This is a genomic window from Coprococcus sp. AM97-35, from assembly GCF_027697525.1.
In the GTDB taxonomy this organism is placed as follows: Bacteria; Bacillota; Clostridia; order Lachnospirales; family Lachnospiraceae; genus Allocoprococcus; species Allocoprococcus comes.
In genome coordinates, this window is sequence record NZ_JAQESL010000039.1 from 1 (window position 1) to 18,677 (window position 18,677).

The 18,677-nt window shown below is 33.6% G+C and carries 23 protein-coding genes and 1 pseudogene; all 24 read left to right on the forward strand.

Going from position 1 to position 18,677, the window contains the following annotated elements; translation table 11 throughout:
• Window positions 1-585, forward strand: a pseudogene (locus tag PG840_RS15590) (RumMC family radical SAM sactipeptide maturase); the annotation flags it as partial.
• Between the two features lie 65 nt (window positions 586-650).
• Complete coding sequence (locus PG840_RS15595) at window positions 651-842, forward strand: RumC family sactipeptide (protein ID WP_151165538.1); 192 nt, start codon at window positions 651-653, stop codon at window positions 840-842.
• A gap of 16 nt (window positions 843-858) precedes the next feature.
• Window positions 859-1,050, forward strand: a complete 192-nt coding sequence (locus tag PG840_RS15600) for a RumC family sactipeptide (RefSeq protein WP_151165537.1) — start codon at window positions 859-861, stop codon at window positions 1,048-1,050.
• Between the two features lie 185 nt (window positions 1,051-1,235).
• The gene (locus PG840_RS15605; RefSeq protein ID WP_173867458.1) at window positions 1,236-3,044 is read left to right on the forward strand and encodes an ABC transporter ATP-binding protein; all 1,809 of its coding nucleotides are present in this window, start codon (window positions 1,236-1,238) and stop codon (window positions 3,042-3,044) included.
• A gap of 5 nt (window positions 3,045-3,049) precedes the next feature.
• Complete coding sequence (locus PG840_RS15610; RefSeq protein ID WP_173867459.1) at window positions 3,050-4,138, forward strand: insulinase family protein; 1,089 nt, start codon at window positions 3,050-3,052, stop codon at window positions 4,136-4,138.
• A 141-nt stretch (window positions 4,139-4,279) separates the two neighbouring features.
• Window positions 4,280-4,471 carry a RumC family sactipeptide gene (locus tag PG840_RS15615; RefSeq protein WP_071144058.1) on the forward strand — a complete coding sequence of 64 codons (192 nt, stop codon included), beginning with the start codon at window positions 4,280-4,282 and terminating at the stop codon, window positions 4,469-4,471.
• A gap of 20 nt (window positions 4,472-4,491) precedes the next feature.
• A complete protein-coding gene (locus tag PG840_RS15620) occupies window positions 4,492-4,683 on the forward strand; it encodes a RumC family sactipeptide (protein ID WP_270613855.1) in 192 nt (63 codons plus the stop codon).
• Between the two features lie 176 nt (window positions 4,684-4,859).
• A complete protein-coding gene (locus tag PG840_RS15625) occupies window positions 4,860-5,459 on the forward strand; it encodes an RNA polymerase sigma factor (protein ID WP_270613856.1) in 600 nt (199 codons plus the stop codon).
• Window positions 5,443-6,156 carry a hypothetical protein gene (locus tag PG840_RS15630; RefSeq protein ID WP_151165626.1) on the forward strand — a complete coding sequence of 238 codons (714 nt, stop codon included), beginning with the start codon at window positions 5,443-5,445 and terminating at the stop codon, window positions 6,154-6,156. The genes PG840_RS15625 and PG840_RS15630 overlap by 17 nt, the downstream gene beginning before the upstream one ends.
• The gene (locus PG840_RS15635) at window positions 6,153-6,569 is read left to right on the forward strand and encodes a hypothetical protein (RefSeq protein WP_071144054.1); all 417 of its coding nucleotides are present in this window, start codon (window positions 6,153-6,155) and stop codon (window positions 6,567-6,569) included. The genes PG840_RS15630 and PG840_RS15635 overlap by 4 nt, the downstream gene beginning before the upstream one ends.
• Window positions 6,570-7,559: an alpha/beta fold hydrolase gene (locus PG840_RS15640; protein WP_151165625.1), complete on the forward strand. Its 990-nt coding sequence runs from the start codon at window positions 6,570-6,572 to the stop codon at window positions 7,557-7,559.
• Between the two features lie 116 nt (window positions 7,560-7,675).
• Window positions 7,676-8,650: a GmrSD restriction endonuclease domain-containing protein gene (locus PG840_RS15645; RefSeq protein WP_111919550.1), complete on the forward strand. Its 975-nt coding sequence runs from the start codon at window positions 7,676-7,678 to the stop codon at window positions 8,648-8,650.
• 292 nt (window positions 8,651-8,942) lie between these two features.
• Window positions 8,943-9,725: a DUF4313 domain-containing protein gene (locus tag PG840_RS15650; protein ID WP_173867460.1), complete on the forward strand. Its 783-nt coding sequence runs from the start codon at window positions 8,943-8,945 to the stop codon at window positions 9,723-9,725.
• Between the two features lie 18 nt (window positions 9,726-9,743).
• Complete coding sequence (locus tag PG840_RS15655; protein WP_071144033.1) at window positions 9,744-10,292, forward strand: hypothetical protein; 549 nt, start codon at window positions 9,744-9,746, stop codon at window positions 10,290-10,292.
• Window positions 10,293-10,388: 96 nt separating this feature from the next.
• Window positions 10,389-11,153, forward strand: coding sequence for a single-stranded DNA-binding protein (gene ssb / locus PG840_RS15660; protein ID WP_071144032.1), 765 nt, complete (start codon window positions 10,389-10,391; stop codon window positions 11,151-11,153).
• A 32-nt stretch (window positions 11,154-11,185) separates the two neighbouring features.
• Entirely contained in the window at window positions 11,186-11,833 is a 648-nt protein-coding gene (locus tag PG840_RS15665; RefSeq protein WP_173867461.1) for a hypothetical protein, read from the forward strand.
• 4 nt (window positions 11,834-11,837) lie between these two features.
• Window positions 11,838-14,051 (forward strand): SF1B family DNA helicase RecD2, encoded by a 2,214-nt coding sequence (recD2, locus tag PG840_RS15670; protein ID WP_173867462.1) that lies wholly within the window; start codon window positions 11,838-11,840, stop codon window positions 14,049-14,051.
• Between the two features lie 171 nt (window positions 14,052-14,222).
• Window positions 14,223-15,230, forward strand: a complete 1,008-nt coding sequence (locus tag PG840_RS15675) for a hypothetical protein (protein WP_151165614.1) — start codon at window positions 14,223-14,225, stop codon at window positions 15,228-15,230.
• 108 nt (window positions 15,231-15,338) lie between these two features.
• Entirely contained in the window at window positions 15,339-15,503 is a 165-nt protein-coding gene (locus tag PG840_RS15680; protein ID WP_173867463.1) for a hypothetical protein, read from the forward strand.
• 477 nt (window positions 15,504-15,980) lie between these two features.
• On the forward strand, window positions 15,981-16,178 hold the full coding sequence (locus PG840_RS15685) for a hypothetical protein (RefSeq protein ID WP_151165715.1): 198 nt from the start codon (window positions 15,981-15,983) through the stop codon (window positions 16,176-16,178).
• Between the two features lie 64 nt (window positions 16,179-16,242).
• Entirely contained in the window at window positions 16,243-16,440 is a 198-nt protein-coding gene (locus tag PG840_RS15690) for a hypothetical protein (RefSeq protein ID WP_151165716.1), read from the forward strand.
• Between the two features lie 247 nt (window positions 16,441-16,687).
• Window positions 16,688-17,089 (forward strand): GntR family transcriptional regulator, encoded by a 402-nt coding sequence (locus tag PG840_RS15695; protein ID WP_173867464.1) that lies wholly within the window; start codon window positions 16,688-16,690, stop codon window positions 17,087-17,089.
• A complete protein-coding gene (locus PG840_RS15700) occupies window positions 17,090-17,947 on the forward strand; it encodes an ABC transporter ATP-binding protein (RefSeq protein WP_173867465.1) in 858 nt (285 codons plus the stop codon).
• Window positions 17,948-17,980: 33 nt separating this feature from the next.
• Window positions 17,981-18,631: an ABC-2 transporter permease gene (locus tag PG840_RS15705; RefSeq protein WP_173867466.1), complete on the forward strand. Its 651-nt coding sequence runs from the start codon at window positions 17,981-17,983 to the stop codon at window positions 18,629-18,631.
• Window positions 18,632-18,677 lie beyond the last annotated feature (46 nt).

The window sequence follows — 18,677 nt, forward strand, 5'->3', positions numbered from 1 at the left end:
GAAGATATTTCCATGGAGTATGCTGGAGATGGGGAGTTTATCGGAGAGGAACTGGACGGTTTCACGTTAGATGCCATCGAAGGCTGGGCACTGGCAAGGGATTTAGAAGAAGAGGATCCCAAAAGTTATGTGGCAGGGATTGTAGCGGATAAACTGGTGCGGATACATAACCGAAGACAGACACAGGAACCATGCAAAGACCTCAGAAGAAACGGCTGCTGCATTCCAGGGAACCGGAGGGTCTATGTCAAGACAGATGGGAAATTCCTTTTGTGTGAAAAGACCGGAGATGCACCGGATATAGGAAACGTGTTTGAAGGGGCAGATCTAGAAAAAATAAAGAAATATTATATGGATGAATACGATGAAAAATCCATCGCAAGATGCAATGAGTGCTGGGCAAGAAACCTGTGTGGACTTTGTTATGCAGCCTGCTATGAAACAGAAGGAATTGATATGGAAAGAAAAGAGAAGGTCTGCGGAGCCCACAGGTATGCCACAAAAGGAGAATTGATCTCGTATTACAGCATTCTGGAAGAGAAACCGGAAGTGATCGAAGAGATAGATGCGGTACCGTATTATTAAGAAAAGGTTTTAGATTATCAAAGATAATTTAAAATAGAAAAACAGACAGAAAGGAGGCGTTGGGCATGAGAAAAATCTTAGCAGGAAAGTTACAGACAGGAGCAGACTTTGAAGGCAGCAGAAGTGGATGTGTTTGTAGTGGAAGCGCAGCAGTAGCAAGCTCTCATTATGCAGGACCAGCATATTGCGTAGGATACTGTGGAAACCATGGAGCAGTAACAAGAAATGCGAATTATAATCTTGCAAAAAAAAACTAGTAGGAGGTATTGGATTATGAAATTAGTAGAAACAAAAACAACAAAAACAGGAACAGACTTTGAAGGAAATAGGGCTGGATGTATTTGTAATGGTACTGTAGCAGTGGCAAATTCTCATGATGCAGGACCGGCATATTGTGTGGGATATTGTGGCAACAGTGGAGTGATGACAAGAAATGCCAATGCAGATCTTGCAAGAACTGCATAGAAGATGTATTTTAAACAGAACATGTCAGTCTGAAAAAGAAAAATAACTCTGTTCAATACCTAAGCAAATTCTATAAAATAGATATATGAACAGAGTTAAAAAGCTTAATATTATGTTATAAGAAAAGAAGGAGACTGCCAAGTAGGTACGGTCTCCTTTTATAAAAGTAAGTGGAGTGAAAGTTTATGAAAAGATTAAAGGGTTTAATCAAAAAAAGCAAAGAGTTTTTTTTGATAATAAGCAGAGTAGTTCGGTTATTATGGAATAGCTCGAAGTCCAATTTTATTAAAACAATGATAGTGAGTATTGTTTCAGGTATTACGATCCCATTTACTTTGGTTATTTGGAAATATCTTATTGATGATATGAGTCGATCAATTGTTTCAGGAAACATTGCACCGGTCTTATTTTGGTTAATATTCTATTTTATATTCAATTATTTGCAGAGTGTACTGATGAGAATAAAAGATTATCAACAGAATATTTTATCAAGTTACTTAAATCGTTATACAAGTGATTTGATTTTGAAAAAGGTAAAAGATACGGATTTAAAGTATTTTGACAGTTCAATGATTTATGACAAAATTAGGAAAGTCAATGAAGAATCGACAGGGAGATCCATCAGTTTATTGGCGACCTTAACAAACTTCATTCAAAGTTTTAGCAGTTTGATTGGAACCATCACAGTGTTAGCAAGTCTTAATGTTGGAATTATGCTATTGTGTATTTTTATTTGCATACCAACACTAATTGTTAGTATGAAGATGGCAGTTACACAATATGAAATTTATACTAAGCGATTTGAAGGATTACGCTTTATAGCATATTTGAAAGATATTGTAACTGATTATGAAAATATAAAGGAAATGAAAATTTATCATGTACATGATTTTTTTCGGGGGCACATACTGAAACAATATGATGGATATATTCAAGAAGATAAAAAAATCAGACGTAGTTTCTGCAAAAAATTATCATTGACAGATTTGGTAGAAGAGGCTGCAATCTTATTTTTTAAAATATATATTACTTTAAAGGTTATTTTAGAGAAAAGAACCCTTGGAGATTTTTCTCTTTATATAAATTCCATTGATAATTTTAGAGGTTCAGCTACGACAATATTAAATACGATAGTCACAATTTTTGAAGATGGTCTTTATATACAAAACCTATTTGAATTTTTAGACATGAAAACAACGGAAAGGATAGAGAACTCGTTATCGTTTAATAAAAATTTTCAAAAGATAGAATTTAAAAATGTATGGTTTCGATATCCTGAATCAGAAAAATATATATTAAAAGGTATTTCTTTCACAATAGATGCTAAACACTGTTATTCTATTGTAGGATTGAACGGATCTGGAAAGACCACTATTATTAAGTTGTTATTAAAGTTATATGTTCCAGATAAGGGGGAAATTTTAATTGATGGAGCTAATATATGTGATATTGATACAGAATCTTATCAAACAATGATAGGAGCAGTATTTCAAGATTTTGTGAAATATCCATTGACAGTTAGAGAGAATATTGGTTGTGGAAATGTGGAAGAAATGAAAAATATTGATCAAATTTACTGTGCAGCAGAGAAAGCTGGGGCAACAGAATTTATTTCTTCCTTGCCGGAAAAGTATGATACACAGTTACATAGAGAATGGAGTGGAGGGATCCAATTATCTCTGGGGCAATGGCAAAAAATTGCAATCAGTAGAATTTTTATGAAGGATTTTCCACTTGTAGTATTAGATGAACCAACAGCCTCATTGGATCCTAAGGCAGAATATGAGATTTATAAACAATTTAGGGGTTTAATGGAAGGAAGGACAAGTATATTAATTGCACATAGATTTTCTACAGTAAAATTAGCAGATGAAATTTTAGTTTTACAGGACGGCAAAATTATAGAGAAAGGAAATCATAGAGACTTGATGAAATTAGACGGAGAATATGCAAAGCTTTATAGCATACAAGCAGAGGCTTATAGAGAGGAGTGACTGGGTTGGTAGAGAATAATTTTTTTTCAAAATGTGAAAATCAAATAACAAAATGTGTGTTTCCACTAGAAAACCTTCAAGGAATGAATTATATAGCGCTAACAATCAATGTAGGTTCTTCTTCAGAAGATATAGAAAATGCAGGAATTGCACACTTTTTGGAGCATGTACAAATGAATTTTTTTGATAAAAATGAGAAGAGGTATCTTTGTTCAGCCTATACGGATTTTTATTCAACAACCTATTATTTTGATGTAAAGGATACATCGTTAGAGTGTGTAATAGATATCATACAGAATATTTTAAAAGGTAAGTATTTAGAAATGAAAGATGTTGAGAAGGTAAGATCAGATATTCTTGAGGAATATAAAGCATATGAAGTGAAAAATAGAAACTCAGATTTTCGTATATTATTAAATGGAACTGATTATGAAAACCATTTATCCATAGGAAACCCAAAAACGATTCGTTCCATATCAAATGACGAAATCAGAACATTTTTCAAAAGATTTTATTTTCTAGAAAATGTATGTATTATTTGGATTACATCAACACAAACGTTGGAGAACATTGGAGACGGATGGATTGCAAATCTTAGTGGAGAGCATGGGAAGATTGAAGAAAAGATTTTGTCTTATGCGGAAACAGGTGGATTTGCCATCAAAAATCAACAGGGTAATGCATCATACTATTTATATAGGGAGAGAAAATCGGATGCTGAGTCAATAAATGAAGATTTACTTTATGTAATACAAGAATTTTTGAAAGAAAATGTAGGTAAGGTTGGTGTGGAAAAAATATTTTTATCTCCTAAGCAGGAATTTATTAAGGTAACGATAGAAGAGAGTTTAGAATGGAAAGACATTTGTAGAGAAATAGAAAATTTGCCAGTAACGGAGATAGAAAAGAGATATTTGAAGTTTTTAAAGGAAGAACCAATAGGTTATAATTGTAACTCTTTGAGAGAATATTTTATAAATGCTTTTACTTTTAAGGATATGCTTTCAAAAGAAGAAAGAAATGTTCAAAAAGACATTTATGACATTAAGAAATTGTTTGCCAAGGAGAATATAATAACAAATATGAGAAAATAGGTTTCTACACAAAAACTACACAGAAAAGACGAAAAAATCATACGAAGTGTGTATATACTATACATTGTGAAACGAAATAAGAATTTTAAATCTATTTTGAAGGATTTAAAATAAAAAGTTACAGAGGAGGGAGGGAAAAACATGAGATTAGTACAGTCTAAAAAGATCGCAGTAGGTTCCAATTTTGAAGGGAATAAAGCGGGTTGCATTTGTAGTGGATCTGTAGCAGTAGCAAATGCTCATGATGCAGGACCAGCATATTGTGTTGGTTATTGTGGCAATAATGGAACAGTAACCCGAAATGCAAACGCTAATCTGGCACGAACATCATAACAAGGAAAGGAAGATACAGCATGAAATTAGTAAAAACAAAAACAATGAAAACAGGATCGCATTTTGAAGGAAGTAAAGCAGGTTGTATTTGCAGTGGATCTGTAGCAGTGGCAAATGCTCATAATGCAGGACCAGCATATTGTGTTGGTTATTGTGGCAATAATGGAACAGTAACCCGAAATGCGAATGCAAATCTTGCACGAACAGCATAGAGATGTATTTACATAGCAAATAGAATAATAAAGAATAAGGAGGCTGTTAAGTCTTCTTATTTTTTTATTCAAAAGTGTTGTTAAGATTTAAGATAGATTGAAAAATAAATAATCTTTGAAAAAAATATTATAAAATATCTCCTCTTTTTTGAAACCTGAATTATGAATTTTACGTATTGATACAAAAACAAAAATCAGGATTCTTACGAATGAAGGAAAGAAAGTTATTAAAACAACTACAGAGAAAGAACGAAAAGGCTTTAGAAGAGATTATGAAGAAATATGGTGCATATGTCACTACGATTTCAAAAGAAATACTTGCGGGGAAAGGTACAAACGAAGATGTGGAAGAAGTAGTATCAGATGTATTTATCTCTTTATGGAATACTGCTGAAAGAATTGATTATGAAAAATACACCAGTATTAAAGCATATATAGGTATGATTGCAAGGAATAAGGCAAAAGATAAAATACGTGCAATTAAAAATTGGAATCTGGAACTTTATGATGATGTGGTTTTAATTGATAACCAGGCCGAAAAACTCATGGAGCAAAAGGAACAACAGAGGATTATTCAGAAACTTCTTCAGAAATTAAAGCCGATGGATCAGGAAATCTTTCTTTTATATTATTATAGATATTTTAAAATAGAAGAAATCGCATTACAACTTAATATGAATCCACAGACCATAAAAACCAGACTTCGAAGAGGCAGGGAAACTTTGCGTCATGCTTTGCGTGAGGAGGGGTATACGGTTTATGAAAATCAAGATTAGTGAGATGTTGGATAATTCGGTTGAGATATTAACAAAGGAAAGAACTGACATAGACAATCTCACAGATATTCAGGATATGGTATATAAAAAGATTATTCGTCGAAAAAAACAGTCCTATTTTTTAAAATCAGTAGCTGCAGTTGGCACAATATGTTTGGTGACCGGCAGCATTGTTTTGGCGAAAACTCTTTTGGATCCAGGTGGGAAAGTAGAAAAAATAGAAAACCTGGTAGAAGAGCATACGCTCTACGAATCAGATACAGAAGAAGAGAAGATAGTGATTGATATTCAAACAGAATTGCTTAATAAAGACTGTTTATATCAAAATGGTATTCCTATTGCAAAACATATTTTAGAAATACAGACAGATTTTTATACAGCTGATCAACAAATATATGTAGAAAATGGTACAATGCTGATTTTACAGGATCAAGGAAAGGGGATTTTTCTAGAAGAGAATGAAAAGGTCAAAATAAGTGTCAAGCAGGAGAACATGAATAAACAGCCTGGACATACGTTTGAAATAGGATATATTGAAAATGGAAAGCCATTTAAAGTAGATACTGTTGAGGTCGAACAGTATGAAGTTTGGCTGAAAGGGGGAACGCAGAGAGAATATTTTCCATATTTCAAAAATATATCAAGCGATCGAATTATTCTTAATTATCATATAGTAAAGGAGAGTATGGAGAAATGAAGAAAGTAAAAAAAGTAATAGCAATAATGGCTCTTTTGGTTATGACAACAAATAGTACTTCTGTACAGGCAGCGGAACCTCAATCAAATACTATGCATCAGCAAAGTGAGAGGATGGGAATTTCAAGTACAGCGTTGAGTGCAGGAGAAACCATTAATATTATTGATAATGATGGGATGGCATTTTACGTTCCGGGTGGGACTAAGATAAGTTTTTCTATTAGTTTGAAAGCATCAGGAAGTGTTGAAATGGGATATAAAAATTCAAATGGTGTCAGAACAAAAAAGTATAGTGGAACAGGAAAAAGTCACAGTACCACATTTACAATTAGAAGTACAGGATATTATAAATTCTATATAACAAATAAATCTTCTAGTACAATTAGTATTACAGGAGGGAGTTTGAATTTTTAAATGAAGCGAAAGAAAAAAATATGGATCATTATAAAATGGATTATAGGTATTACCATTATATTCATTTTATTGGGAATTATATGGAACACTATATGTAAGAAAATAGATGAATACAAAATAAAAGATGCGTATGGAAACAGTGTGCAAATAGATGGAAAAAGTATGGTTGTGGAGATTGCCGGAGCGGAACATGACGGTCCTCCGATTATCTTGCTTCCTGGTTTGGGTGAACCGTCGCCTATTTTAGAATTTAAACCTTTAGCAAGTGAATTAGCTAAAAAATACAAGGTGATTACGATTGAGCCATTTGGATATGGATTATCTGATGGAACAAAGCGTGACCGGACGATTGAAAATATCGTAGAAGAACTTCATGAATGTGTAAAAAACTTAGGAGAAGAGGAATACTATCTAATGGGGCATTCCATATCAGGGATATATAGTTTGTATTGGAGCCAGATATATCCAAATGAAATTAAAGGAATTATAGGGATTGATCCATCAGTTCCGAAAATGACAAGTAAAGAAAATAATCCTTTTCCAGTCAGTGTACAGTTGCTCAATCAAATATCTGCGTATACTCAGAAGATAGTCAATATAACGGGAGTTACAAGGTTGCTTTCTATAAACAATCCAAAGAAAGTTGTGTATGCAGATCCGCAGTACCTATATTCAGAGAAGGAATTGGAAGTTTTCCGCATATTAACGCTGGATAAAGGATATAACGCAACGGTTATGGCAGAAATGAAAAATCTTGAAAAAAATATGGAAGTAGTGGAGGATATGAAGATTCCAAGAGAAATACCAATATTGGAATTTGTTTCAAAAGAGAATTGCAAGACTATGCCACAGTGGGAACAACTACATAGGGATATTATAGCAGATAAAGAAAATGGAAAAGTAATTTTGCTAGAAGGTTCTCACTATTTACATTTTGAACAGAAGAAGGCAATTGTTGAAAGAACTACACAGTGGATAGATAATAGATAACTATTGTATGTGTGGTAAAAATAGGAAGTTAAGCAGATATTTTAATTTTTGAGGTGTTTGCAATGTACGGTATATCGTGATAGAATGATAAAAAAGTTAAGGAGTGGTGTTGGAAAATGGAATCTACATGTAAGACTAAAATTGTATCATCATTGTTGCGGGAGTCCGGAAAAGGAAAGCTTGATTTTTCTCATCCTTTTCAGAGAAAGGAGGGACAGTGGACTCGGTATATGGAATCGTTGGAAGTGGATTCGCTGCTAAGAGGATATTCTATCAATTTAGTTTATATTTGGAAAAAAGACAATAAAAACTATGTGATAGAAGGAAAGCAGAGGATTACTACCCTACAGAAATATAAAGGGGACAAATTTCCACTTTCTAAGAAACTTGATTCGGTTATGATTGATGGGGAAACTTATGAAATTGCAGGTAAAAGGTTTTCTCAATTAGATGAGATTGTACAAGACAAACTATTGAATGCAGAAGTCTTGATTTTTGAAATGTGGGACTGCACAGAAAAAGAAGTACGGGATATGTTTGTGCGTTTGAATAGTGGAAAGCGATTGAACGGAGCACAGATGCTGACAGGCCTTTTAAATCTTGACATTAGTACAGAACTTTATAAAATTATGGAGCATCCATTTTGGGCAAAGACTGGAATTACAAAAGGTGATATCAGATCAGATAATATGCGTAAAGTAGCCTGCCAAATACTAATGCTTATTTCTGGATACGAATATACTGCTTTTGATCAAAAGAATATTGAAAAGTATGTTGAAATATTGAATAGTGATTCTGAGGAAAGTATCCGTTTGATTGGACATGCCTTGGAGGTTCTTGACAAGTTAGATGAAAAGATTGTGGATAAAATGGATAAGATGAAAAAGTTATCCATTCCAATGGTAGTTGCAGCAATGGATGTAGTGTACGGAGATGAAGAAAAAGAAAACAGTTATCTGTTATGGCTGAAAGACTTTTTTGAAAATTATGATAATCAGACAAAATATCTGGAATATTGTGGAAGAAGTACGGACAAAGGTGAAAATGTAAAAGGACGTTGGGAAATCTTTTCAAAAGTTGTATCAGAGTAATAAACATAACGTAGTAAATTGTTAAATTACTTAGATATTGACACATACAATATCTTATGTTAGAGTGAAAATGAATTAACATTTATACTCATAAAAATCAAAGATGAGTACAAAAATTTTTTCCGATAAAGAATCGGAAACAGATTTTGGAAACAGGTGGCTGTTTCAATAAGAAATAAAGAATTATTAGGCATTTAGAATGAAAAATATTCTAGGTGCCTTTTTTTATTTCAATCAACGAAAAAGGAGGATAGAGTTAAGCCACAAAAGAAAGAAAAATAGGAGGAAAATCATGAACCAAGAGTACTTAAAAGGAATTCACAGTGAGATGTGTGGAAAAGATGCAATTATTTTTCGGGCAACAGAAAATAATATAATCAGCTTCTTAAAGAATAGTCTATCTGCAGAACGTTCAGAAATCAGAACATTGGATGGGAAACGCTTTCTTACAACAATAAAAGGGAAGTGGATTGATATTTGCCCAGATCGAATGTACCTGGAAGAGAAGTTAAAACCATTGCTTCTGGCTGTGAAGGAAGGTAAAAAAAATCTGATACCATTAAAACAAATAGGTGCAGAACAGTTAGAAGGATATTGTCCGCCAATGCCAGACTGGAACTATTTTTTCTGGTCAGGTTATAGTGATGAAGATTATGACAACTTCAGAAAACAGGAAGAACCCAAAACGGTTTTCTATGAAGCTTTTGGAGAAAAATTTCCGATACAGCTAATAGTAAAAGGATATTCCTACACCGGAAATTTAGAAATTGAAATGGTGAACTGGAAATACCGATATCCTTCACCATGGGCAACCCTGACCGTTGATTTGCATGAGGTGTGCGAAAAGGACTGTACCTATGTAGATACGAACCATCATGGAAGAAAAATTTTGTCCTGGATTTCAGAAAGCGGATTAGGAGAAGTGACAGAAGAAATCAGCAGAAATGGATATTGTACTTATGAGAAAGTTCGTTTCTATCCGGAACGATTAAAGTATTATGATCTGGAAGGGTATCGCAGATATGAAGCAAAATATGAAGAAATACACAAAACATCACTGAAAAGAAATAATTAAAGAACAGGAGGAAGCAGGATGAAAAACTATGAGTATGAACAGAACAAAAATTATGAAAGTACAAAGCAGATGTTTGAAGAATGTCGAAAAGATGTGGGCGTTTCCAAGGGTGTAAAAAGGGCAATTCCGGTGGTTGATGATGAGATTTGCTTTTCGGATATTCCGGAAAATGGAGTGTGTATTACGTCGCAGTTTGAAAACGGACTTTGCGGAGAAATTATCTGGTGCCGGAACGGAGAAGACATCTATATGCTGCACAGCAGTATTCGTCTTGCCGATCATACAGTCTGGCTTCAGATGGACAAGAAAGGCAAAAGTGAGGCACTACATCTAAAATTATTTTCCGAAGAAGGAACTACAAAGAAAATGAAAAATGAATTTCAGGGGATTTTTATTTCACCTTCTATGCAGGTGAAACGATTTTACGAATATTGTTTTTGGCCAAATTATGTAAAAGGTATAAGACCGATACAGGAAGACAGCCTGAATTTTTATGAGATTTTAAAAAAGATTGTAAGATGTATTGGATCTGATTTTCAGTATGATTTAGAAACAATGCGTATATAGAATAAGGCATTTTGAATGGAAATTCTAAGTGTCTTTTTTTATACCTATCAGGCAGGAAAATAATTTCCTGCCTACTTTAAAAAGGAGAGAAAGAGCATGAATAAAGTAATAATGACCGGATACGTTGTAAAAGATCCGGAAGTAAATGAATTTAAAAGGAAGAGGCGCAGAAACAAAAGGGCATCGAAATATGGATTAGTTGCAAGTTTCCGATTGTCTGTAAGGCGTCCTTTTAAAACGAAAGACGGAACAAAATATGATTATTTTTCCTGCTCTGCATTTGATAAGAGTGCAGAATTTATAGAAGAGTATATCGAAAAAGGAGATTGCGTTGGAATAGAGGGAATCCTTTTAAATGATAATTATGAAAATGAGGATGGAATGACGATGTATAGAGATAAGATAAATCTTGATAAAATCGAATTACTCCGCAAGCGAAAAGACGAAGATGAGAACGATTACGAAGATGAGGAAGAAGAGGATTACGATGACGAATTTTATGATGAGGATGATTATGAGGACGACGAAGATGACGACTATGAGGAGGAATATCTAGAAGAGGATGACGAAGAAGAGGATGACGACGAAGATGAGGAAGAAGATGGATATCATCGAAGTATAAGGAAAAGCAGTCAGAAAAAAGGAAACTCTGATCCCCGTAGAAGAAATAGCAGGATAAAGAAACCTAGTTCCAGGAAAAAGTCAGAGCAAAGGAAAAGAGAACAGCCGGAAAGGAGAAATCGGCAGTCGAGAAAAAGTGTGCCTGAAAGAAGAAGGAATGAAAATAAAAAAAGAAACCTGGTGGACGAAGAATTTGAGCGTGTACAAGAATCAGAATATAACAATTATGGATTTGACTAAAAATACTCGAAGAGAAAGGAAATGGTACTGTTATGAGCGGTAAGTGGAAATATTTTGTGAAAAAGTATCAAAACTTTTGCATTGTGTCGGGCATTGCAGGATTTTTGTTAGCTCCGTTCTTATGGCCCTTTTTTCTTGCAATTCTAGTTAATACATTATCCCTTACAGTGCCGGTTTTGTTGGTGTATCTGTTGGTCTGTCATTTGAAAAAGAAGCCCCAAGAAGTGAAGGGAGAAACCTTAGCGGAGCATAAGGAAAGAGATAAACCGAAAGCAACAGTGACGGAAGAGGTGCCAGAAAAGAAGGAAGCACCCATTTATCGGAAAGCAAAACAGCAAACAGAAAAGGCGATAGAAACTGAAAAGAAGACAGAAACAATTCCTGATGTTCCCCAAGAGCAGTGGAATGAAGCAGACATAGCAGCAACAAAATGGTATCTTGGAGAAGGAAGAGAAAAATTTCTTCGTATTTCGAAGAAACTGGCGGCAGAAGGTATCTATTCATTTTCTATTGGGAAAGACGGATTATGTACTATCCGAACAGAGAAAGGATTTCGCAGAGTTGCTGCAATTCGGGATTTTCCGGCAGATAAAAGAATACTCATCAAAAAGGAGCTGGAAAAGGAAGGCGGTTACTCTGTAAAAATATCTGGTCGTTATATGTGGATTACAAGGAGGTAGTGACTTGTTAGAGTGCAGATATGCTTCTTCCATTTATTATAATCAGGAAAACGGATATACTGTGGCAGTATATGAAACAGAGGAGAACATTCCTGAAGGGAAGAATGAAATTGGAAAAAGGCAGTTTGTGGCAGTTGGCTGTGAATTGCCCAGAAACGAAGGGATTGATATATCTTTAAAAGGACAGTGGCAAGAATCAGAGAAATATGGAAAACAGTATCATGTGACATCTTTCCAAATTCAAATGCCAACAACAGAAGAGGGGGTAAAAGCGTACCTTTCTTCAGGATTGGTGAAAGGAATAGGGCCTGTTATCGCAGAAAGGGTTGTAGAACGATTTGGGAAAAATACTTTCTATGTTTTTGAAGAATGCCCGGAACGATTGCTTGAAATTCCTGGAATTACACAAAAAAAACTGGATCAGATTTTAGATGGCTATTATCAAAGTGAAAATATCCGTCAGCTTTCACTTTTTCTGTCTTCTGCGGGGGTAACACCAAAGAAGATAGAAAAAATCCAGGAACATTTTGGACACAAGGCAGTCAGCATTATTAAAAAGGATCCATTCCGGTTGTGTGAGATAGAAGGGTTTGGATTTAAAACAGTGGATCCGATAGCAAGGAGAGTAAAACATTTTCAGGCAGATAATCCTTTACGAATAAAAGCAGCTATATTATATGTTTTAAAAGAAGCAGAAGGGGAAGGGCATCTCTATTTAGAGGTGTCTGACATTTTAACAAGAACCAAGCCGCTGTTGATGCGTGGAGATAAAAAAGGCAGTGTAACAGAACGGAAAATTCGCGATGCTGGCAATTCTCTGATTAAAGATGATAAAGAACTAATCTGTAGTTATACAAAGATTTATTCTAAGAAAAATTATGAGTCAGAACAAAAGGCTGTTATACAACTTGCCACGCTAAGCAGATATCCGATAAAAAGGTATGATGTAGAGAAATGGATTTCTAATTTGGAAACCAAAGAAAACATAAAGTTAGCGGAAAAACAAAGAAAAGGGATTGAAATGGTTTTTCAAAATTCAATTTCCATTATAACAGGAGGACCTGGAAGCGGGAAAACAACCCTGCTGCGTTTTATTGTTATGATCCAGGAAAAATTGAATATAGATAGTATGATTTTATTGGCAGCACCTACCGGAAGAGCGCGACAGAGAATGTATGAAGCAACGGGATATCCGGCGTTGACGATACATAAAAGTATCGGACTTACAGGAGCAGACGGTGAAGAAGCATGGAATGCTGGAGAAATGCTTTGCGATGACTTGATCATCATTGATGAGTGTAGCATGGTAGATATGCATCTGTTTACCAGTCTGATGATGAAAATAAAGACTGGAAGTAGGATTGTTTTTGTGGGAGATAAAGACCAGCTGGAATCAGTAGGTCCTGGAAATGTATTTAAAGAACTCATTGACTCCAGAGTCATTCCAGTTACTGTTTTAGATCAATGTTTCCGGCAGGAAAACCCTACTATTTTGGAGAATGCGATAAAAATCAACTGTGGCAAACAAAATTTGGTATATGATAACAGTTTTTCCTTTGTAGCAGCACATGATGATGAAGAAGCCGCGAAAAAGATTATGAAACTTTTTGATATGGAGTGGAAGTTGCAAAGGAAAAATGTAAATGCAGTGCAGGTATTAACACCTTTAAGGGAAGATACGAAGGTAAGCGCAAATGCTTTGAATCTAAAAATCAAAGACAGAATCAATCCTTACCAGATAGGACAACAGGAAATCAAAAATGGAAACAAAATTTTTCGTATACAGGATAAAGTAATGCAGACGAAAAATGAAGATGAAATTTCCAACGGAGATATCGGGATTGTACGAAAAATAGGAAAGGTGAGCGGTAAGAAATATATGGAAGTAGATTTTGGAGAAGAGCGGGTTATGCGATATCAGGAAGGAGAATCTTGGAACCTTGTTCATGCGTATGCAATTACTGCACATAAAGGACAAGGCTCCGAGTATCCGGTAGTCATCATTCCGATTTTGTCATGTTTTCGGCGGCATACCTTAAAGCGAAATCTATATTATACGGCAATTACAAGGGCAAAAAGAAAAGTCATTCTTGTGGGAAGCAAACAGGCATTTTCCCAGGCAATACGGGCGGGAAGATCCAAAAAAAGAAATACGTTGTTATCTTATCGGTTAAAAAAAGCATTTACGGAGGTTTTGGATAAGAATGAAGCGGCATAAGAAAATAGTGGTAAACTGCTTATAAAAGCAGAAAGAGTTTTAATGCGAAAAGAACATAAACAATTCTTCCTTATCATACGGAAGGAGGATAATCTGGTGAGAAAAATAAGTGGCATCTTTTTTTCGTGTGTGATAAAATAAGAAAAAGAGGAATAGGCAGGTGAATATAGGTTGAAAGTTGAAAATATACTGACAAAGAATATTAGTTCTGCAGGAGAGAAAGCCTCCTACGATGCAGCATGCAAACGCCTTCTGGCAAATAAGGTGATCTTGGCATGGATTATGAAAAGTTGTATAGAGGAATATAGAGATTGTGAGATTCAGGAAATTGTAGAGAACTATATAGAAGGAGAGGCAGATGTTGCAGACGTACCCGTAAATATAGATGAACAGGTATCAGAAGAACAAATACAAAATGGAGCAACCGAAGACGCTTCTATTTATGAAGGGGTGGTTACATACGATATTCGCTTTTGTGCGAAGGCTCCGGTGTCGAAAGAAAAAATTCGATTGATCATAAATATTGAAGCGCAAAATGATTTTTATCCAGGCTACCCGATTATAAGCAGAGGAATTTACTATTGCAGCAGATTGATATCTTCGCAGTATGGTGTTGAATTTTCAGATGCACATTATGAGAAGATAAAGAAAGTCTATAGCATTTGGATTTGTATGAATCCACCGAAATATCGGGAAAATAGTATAAACAGATATTCTGTTACAGAAGAACAGTTAATTGGTAGTTGTTCGGAAAGAAAAGAAAATTATGATTTACTAACGGCAATTATGATATGTTTAGGGGATTCTGATGATGAAAATGCTTCAGGTATCTTAAAGTTACTGGAAGTTTTGCTTTCTTCGGATCGTGAAGTAAAGGAAAAGAAAGAGATATTACAGAATGATTTTTCAATTGAAATGACAAAGACATTAGAAAGAGAGGTGTCTACTATGTGTAATCTGAGTAAAGGCGTTGAAGAACAAGGAATTCAGAAGGGTATTGAACAAGGAATTCAGAAGGGTATTGAACAAGGAATTGAACAAGGAATTGAGAAGGGAATTCTTCTTTCAATTAGAAACCTTATGGAAACAATGGGGTGGTCGGTAGAACAGGCAATGGAAGTCCTGAAAATTCCTGAAGAAGAAAAGAGCAAGTATTTAGATGAATTGAAAAAAATGTAAAAGTACAAAATATATAAATTTTGAAAATAGAGGTGAGCAGTATTATTGTTGTTCACCTTATCGCATGGTTTGTCTGAAACGCAAAGACATTAGAAAGAGGTGCCTATTATGTGTAATCTGAGTAAAGGCGTTGAAGAAAAAGGAATTCAGAAAGGAATTCTTCTTTCAATTAGAAACCTTATGGAAACAATGGGGTGGTCAGTAGAACAGGCAATGGAAAGCCTGAAGATTCCTGAAGAAGAAAAAACGAAATATTCAGATGAATTAATATAGGTTTTTTTATGATGAGTGTGGGCAGAAAGCTTGAGTAAAATCAGCTTTCTGCCCGTCTTTTATATATAACAGTTACAAAAAATATGATACAAATAATAGGAGATATCACAGTATCTTACATACTATATGTGTTGAATTCGCAAAATAGAAAACTTTTAAATGTCATTAAAAGATGTAGAAAAATTCAATAAAAATTCATTTTATTCAAAAATATTTCTAAGAGCACTGTTACAGAAAAATATAAAAGCAGAAGACATTCACACATTTTATATTGTCTTAAAGGCAGTAACAGGGCAATGGATTAAGAAAATGAAGACGCAAAATAATGAATGGTACGAAATAGAGAAGTGTATACAACATAAAATATTTTTAATACACAAGTTTTTGAAAGACGATTGACAATATCAAAACAGTAATATATAATGTACATGTGCAATAAGTACAATATGAAGCTTGAAAAAGAAAGGTGGAATTACTGTGGGAAAAAAGGAAAGTAATACAGAAATTGATTTTAGCGAATTGGAAAGACTATCTAAATGTGGTGGTAGCGATCAGGGAGAGATTGAACCACAATCAATTAGTGCTGTTGTTTCAGCGACATTAAAAATTTGTTTACCAGCGGTTTCATCCGTAACAGCATTATTCTCATGTAATCGTACTTGCGGATGTAAATAGTAGATAAAAGACAATTAAAGAATCTATGAAAGTAAAAAAAGATACTTGAATAGGAGGTTACGCTATGGAAAAAAAGAATAATAATGCAGAAATTGATTTTAATGAATTAGAAAGACTGGCAAAATGTGGTGGTAGTGATCAGGGAGAGATTGAACCACAATCAATTAGTGCCGTTGTTTCAGCGACCTTAAAGATTTGTTTACCGGCTGTTTCATCCGTAACAGCATTATTTTCATGCAATCGCACCTGCGGATGTAAATAACTTTACATAAATAAAATTAATTATCATACACAAATTCAAGTATCCTATATTTATTATATCAAAAAGTATAGATATAATAAAGTACTATTGCACAAAAATAAATCAGATTAGAAACATATAATTGATAGAAATGTAATTACTATCAGTTGTATGAGATTATGCAGTATGGGCTAATTCAAACAAAGCTGAAAAGTTTTATTGTTTGAAGAAATCCATACTGCATAACTCTCATATTGGGGAATAAAAAATGGAAATTATAATTGACTATCAATCTAAAACACCAATATATGAACAAATTGTTTTACAGATTAAAACACATATTATGAATGATTGTTTGAAAAAGGGAGAAAGTTTACCGCCTATGAGAAGTTTTGCAAAATCTTTGGGAGTAAGTGTTATTACGATTCAAAAGGCATATGAACAGTTACAGGCTGAAGGTTTTATCAATTCAGTAGTGGGTAGAGGGAGTTTTGTATCAGTACCTCAGGTTAGTGTTCTTAAAAGGCAAAAACAAGGTGAAATTGAAAAAAAAATACAAGAACTTATAGATGAAGCTTTGGCTAATGGATATGAAATTGATGAATTGAAACATATATTTTTTGATAAATGTAACTTGTATGAAATATCAAAATTTAAGGAGGAATTTTAAGTGCTAAATAATTTGGAAGTTACTTCGTTGAATGTAGGATATAAAAACAGTGATTTTCTAGTTGAGAATGTTAGTTTTTCTATTCCAAAAGGGAAAATATTAGGAATGGTAGGAGAAAATGGCGCGGGGAAAACAACAATTTTTAACACAATTTTGGGATTGAAGTTAAAAAAGAGTGGAGAAGTGAAAATTTTCGGGCAAAAAATGGACGAAAATAGAACTTCTATTTTAGAAAAGATAGGCGTCGTGTTTGACGATATTTATTTACCAGAACAATTAACTGCTAAAGAGATATCGCATATATATATGAAAATTTATCAGCAATGGGATTTGGATTTTTTTGAAAAAACATTAAAAAGATTTGAAATTCCACTTGATAAAAAAGTAAAAAATTATTCAAAAGGGATGCAAAAAACATTATCCATTATATTAGGAATGGCACATCATCCCAAACTATTATTACTAGATGAACCAACAGCATCACTTGATCCAGTAAAAAGACATGAAATATTAGAACTTTTCCAAGAATTTATTGAGGATGGTGAAAAATCTATTTTGTTTTCAAGTCATATAACAAATGATTTGGAAAGAATAGCGGATTACGTTGTTTTTATAAAAAATGGAAAAAAAATATTAGATGCAGAAGTAACAGATATAATTTACAAATATGGAATTGTGAGATGTACAACTCAGGAATTAGGACGTATTCCCAAGGAGATAATTGTATCTTATCAAAAAAAAGCATATAACAATGTGGTTTTAGTTAATGATCGAACTGAACTTTCCGATAAATTAGTGATAGAAAATCCTACTTTTGAAGAAATTATGAATATGTTTGTAAAGGGGAAACGAATCTAAAAAATACTGGTTGATTGAAGAAAGGAATCTCTTATGGTAGGTTTAATTAGAAAAAATTTATTGACTTCTGGTTTTAGAAGAAAGCACTATTTTATAATGTTTTTGTGCTTAATAATTATATCATTTGTAGCTCCAATTGATAATTATATTCCGATAATTGTTTACTCGCTATTAACCCTGGTACCTGGGAGCGTTATCTTAAGCATTGTGAATCAAACAAGTGCAGATGATTATAAAAATGAGCTCATTTTACCTGTAAAAAGAAGCCAAATTGTTTTGGCAAAATATTTGGTATATCTAATTTCACTTTTTATAATTTTACCTGTAATAGTAACTTTTTTGTTAGTTAATTATAAAATGGGTAGAATAGTTTTTGAGAATTATGAAATAAACTTGATGTTGTTAGGTGTTGGAATAACATTGCTATTCGGAAGTTTATTAATACCAGCAATTTTTTTGTTTCAACAAGATAAAATAAAAGTAATTGGAATAGTATCATTTATATTGACTATCGTTCCCATAAGATTTTTTATGATAATAATGAAAAATATATTAGATTTAAACAATATTTTTGATGTTTATAAATACAAGTATATAATTCCAATATTTATTTTGGTCTGTATGTGTTTATTTGCAATGTCTGGAATAGTTTCTAACATAATATTTTCTAAAAAAGAATTTTAATCAAACTATCTTAGGATTAGGAGAAGATGTATATGAAAAAATGGAA

Bases quoted from the DNA above. Each gene is read 5' to 3' on its own strand.
- PG840_RS15595 (WP_151165538.1), top strand. From the start codon at position 651: ATGAGAAAAATCTTAGCAGGAAAGTTACAGACAGGAGCAGACTTTGAA.
- PG840_RS15600 (WP_151165537.1), top strand. From the start codon at position 859: ATGAAATTAGTAGAAACAAAAACAACAAAAACAGGAACAGACTTTGAA.
- PG840_RS15605 (WP_173867458.1), top strand. From the start codon at position 1,236: ATGAAAAGATTAAAGGGTTTAATCAAAAAAAGCAAAGAGTTTTTTTTG.
- PG840_RS15615 (WP_071144058.1), top strand. From the start codon at position 4,280: ATGAGATTAGTACAGTCTAAAAAGATCGCAGTAGGTTCCAATTTTGAA.
- PG840_RS15620 (WP_270613855.1), top strand. From the start codon at position 4,492: ATGAAATTAGTAAAAACAAAAACAATGAAAACAGGATCGCATTTTGAA.
- PG840_RS15630 (WP_151165626.1), top strand. From the start codon at position 5,443: ATGAAAATCAAGATTAGTGAGATGTTGGATAATTCGGTTGAGATATTA.
- PG840_RS15635 (WP_071144054.1), top strand. From the start codon at position 6,153: ATGAAGAAAGTAAAAAAAGTAATAGCAATAATGGCTCTTTTGGTTATG.
- PG840_RS15640 (WP_151165625.1), top strand. From the start codon at position 6,570: ATGAAGCGAAAGAAAAAAATATGGATCATTATAAAATGGATTATAGGT.
- PG840_RS15645 (WP_111919550.1), top strand. From the start codon at position 7,676: ATGGAATCTACATGTAAGACTAAAATTGTATCATCATTGTTGCGGGAG.
- PG840_RS15650 (WP_173867460.1), top strand. From the start codon at position 8,943: ATGAACCAAGAGTACTTAAAAGGAATTCACAGTGAGATGTGTGGAAAA.
- PG840_RS15655 (WP_071144033.1), top strand. From the start codon at position 9,744: ATGAAAAACTATGAGTATGAACAGAACAAAAATTATGAAAGTACAAAG.
- ssb (WP_071144032.1), top strand. From the start codon at position 10,389: ATGAATAAAGTAATAATGACCGGATACGTTGTAAAAGATCCGGAAGTA.
- PG840_RS15665 (WP_173867461.1), top strand. From the start codon at position 11,186: ATGAGCGGTAAGTGGAAATATTTTGTGAAAAAGTATCAAAACTTTTGC.
- PG840_RS15680 (WP_173867463.1), top strand. From the start codon at position 15,339: ATGTGTAATCTGAGTAAAGGCGTTGAAGAAAAAGGAATTCAGAAAGGA.
- PG840_RS15690 (WP_151165716.1), top strand. From the start codon at position 16,243: ATGGAAAAAAAGAATAATAATGCAGAAATTGATTTTAATGAATTAGAA.
- PG840_RS15695 (WP_173867464.1), top strand. From the start codon at position 16,688: ATGGAAATTATAATTGACTATCAATCTAAAACACCAATATATGAACAA.
- PG840_RS15705 (WP_173867466.1), top strand. From the start codon at position 17,981: ATGGTAGGTTTAATTAGAAAAAATTTATTGACTTCTGGTTTTAGAAGA.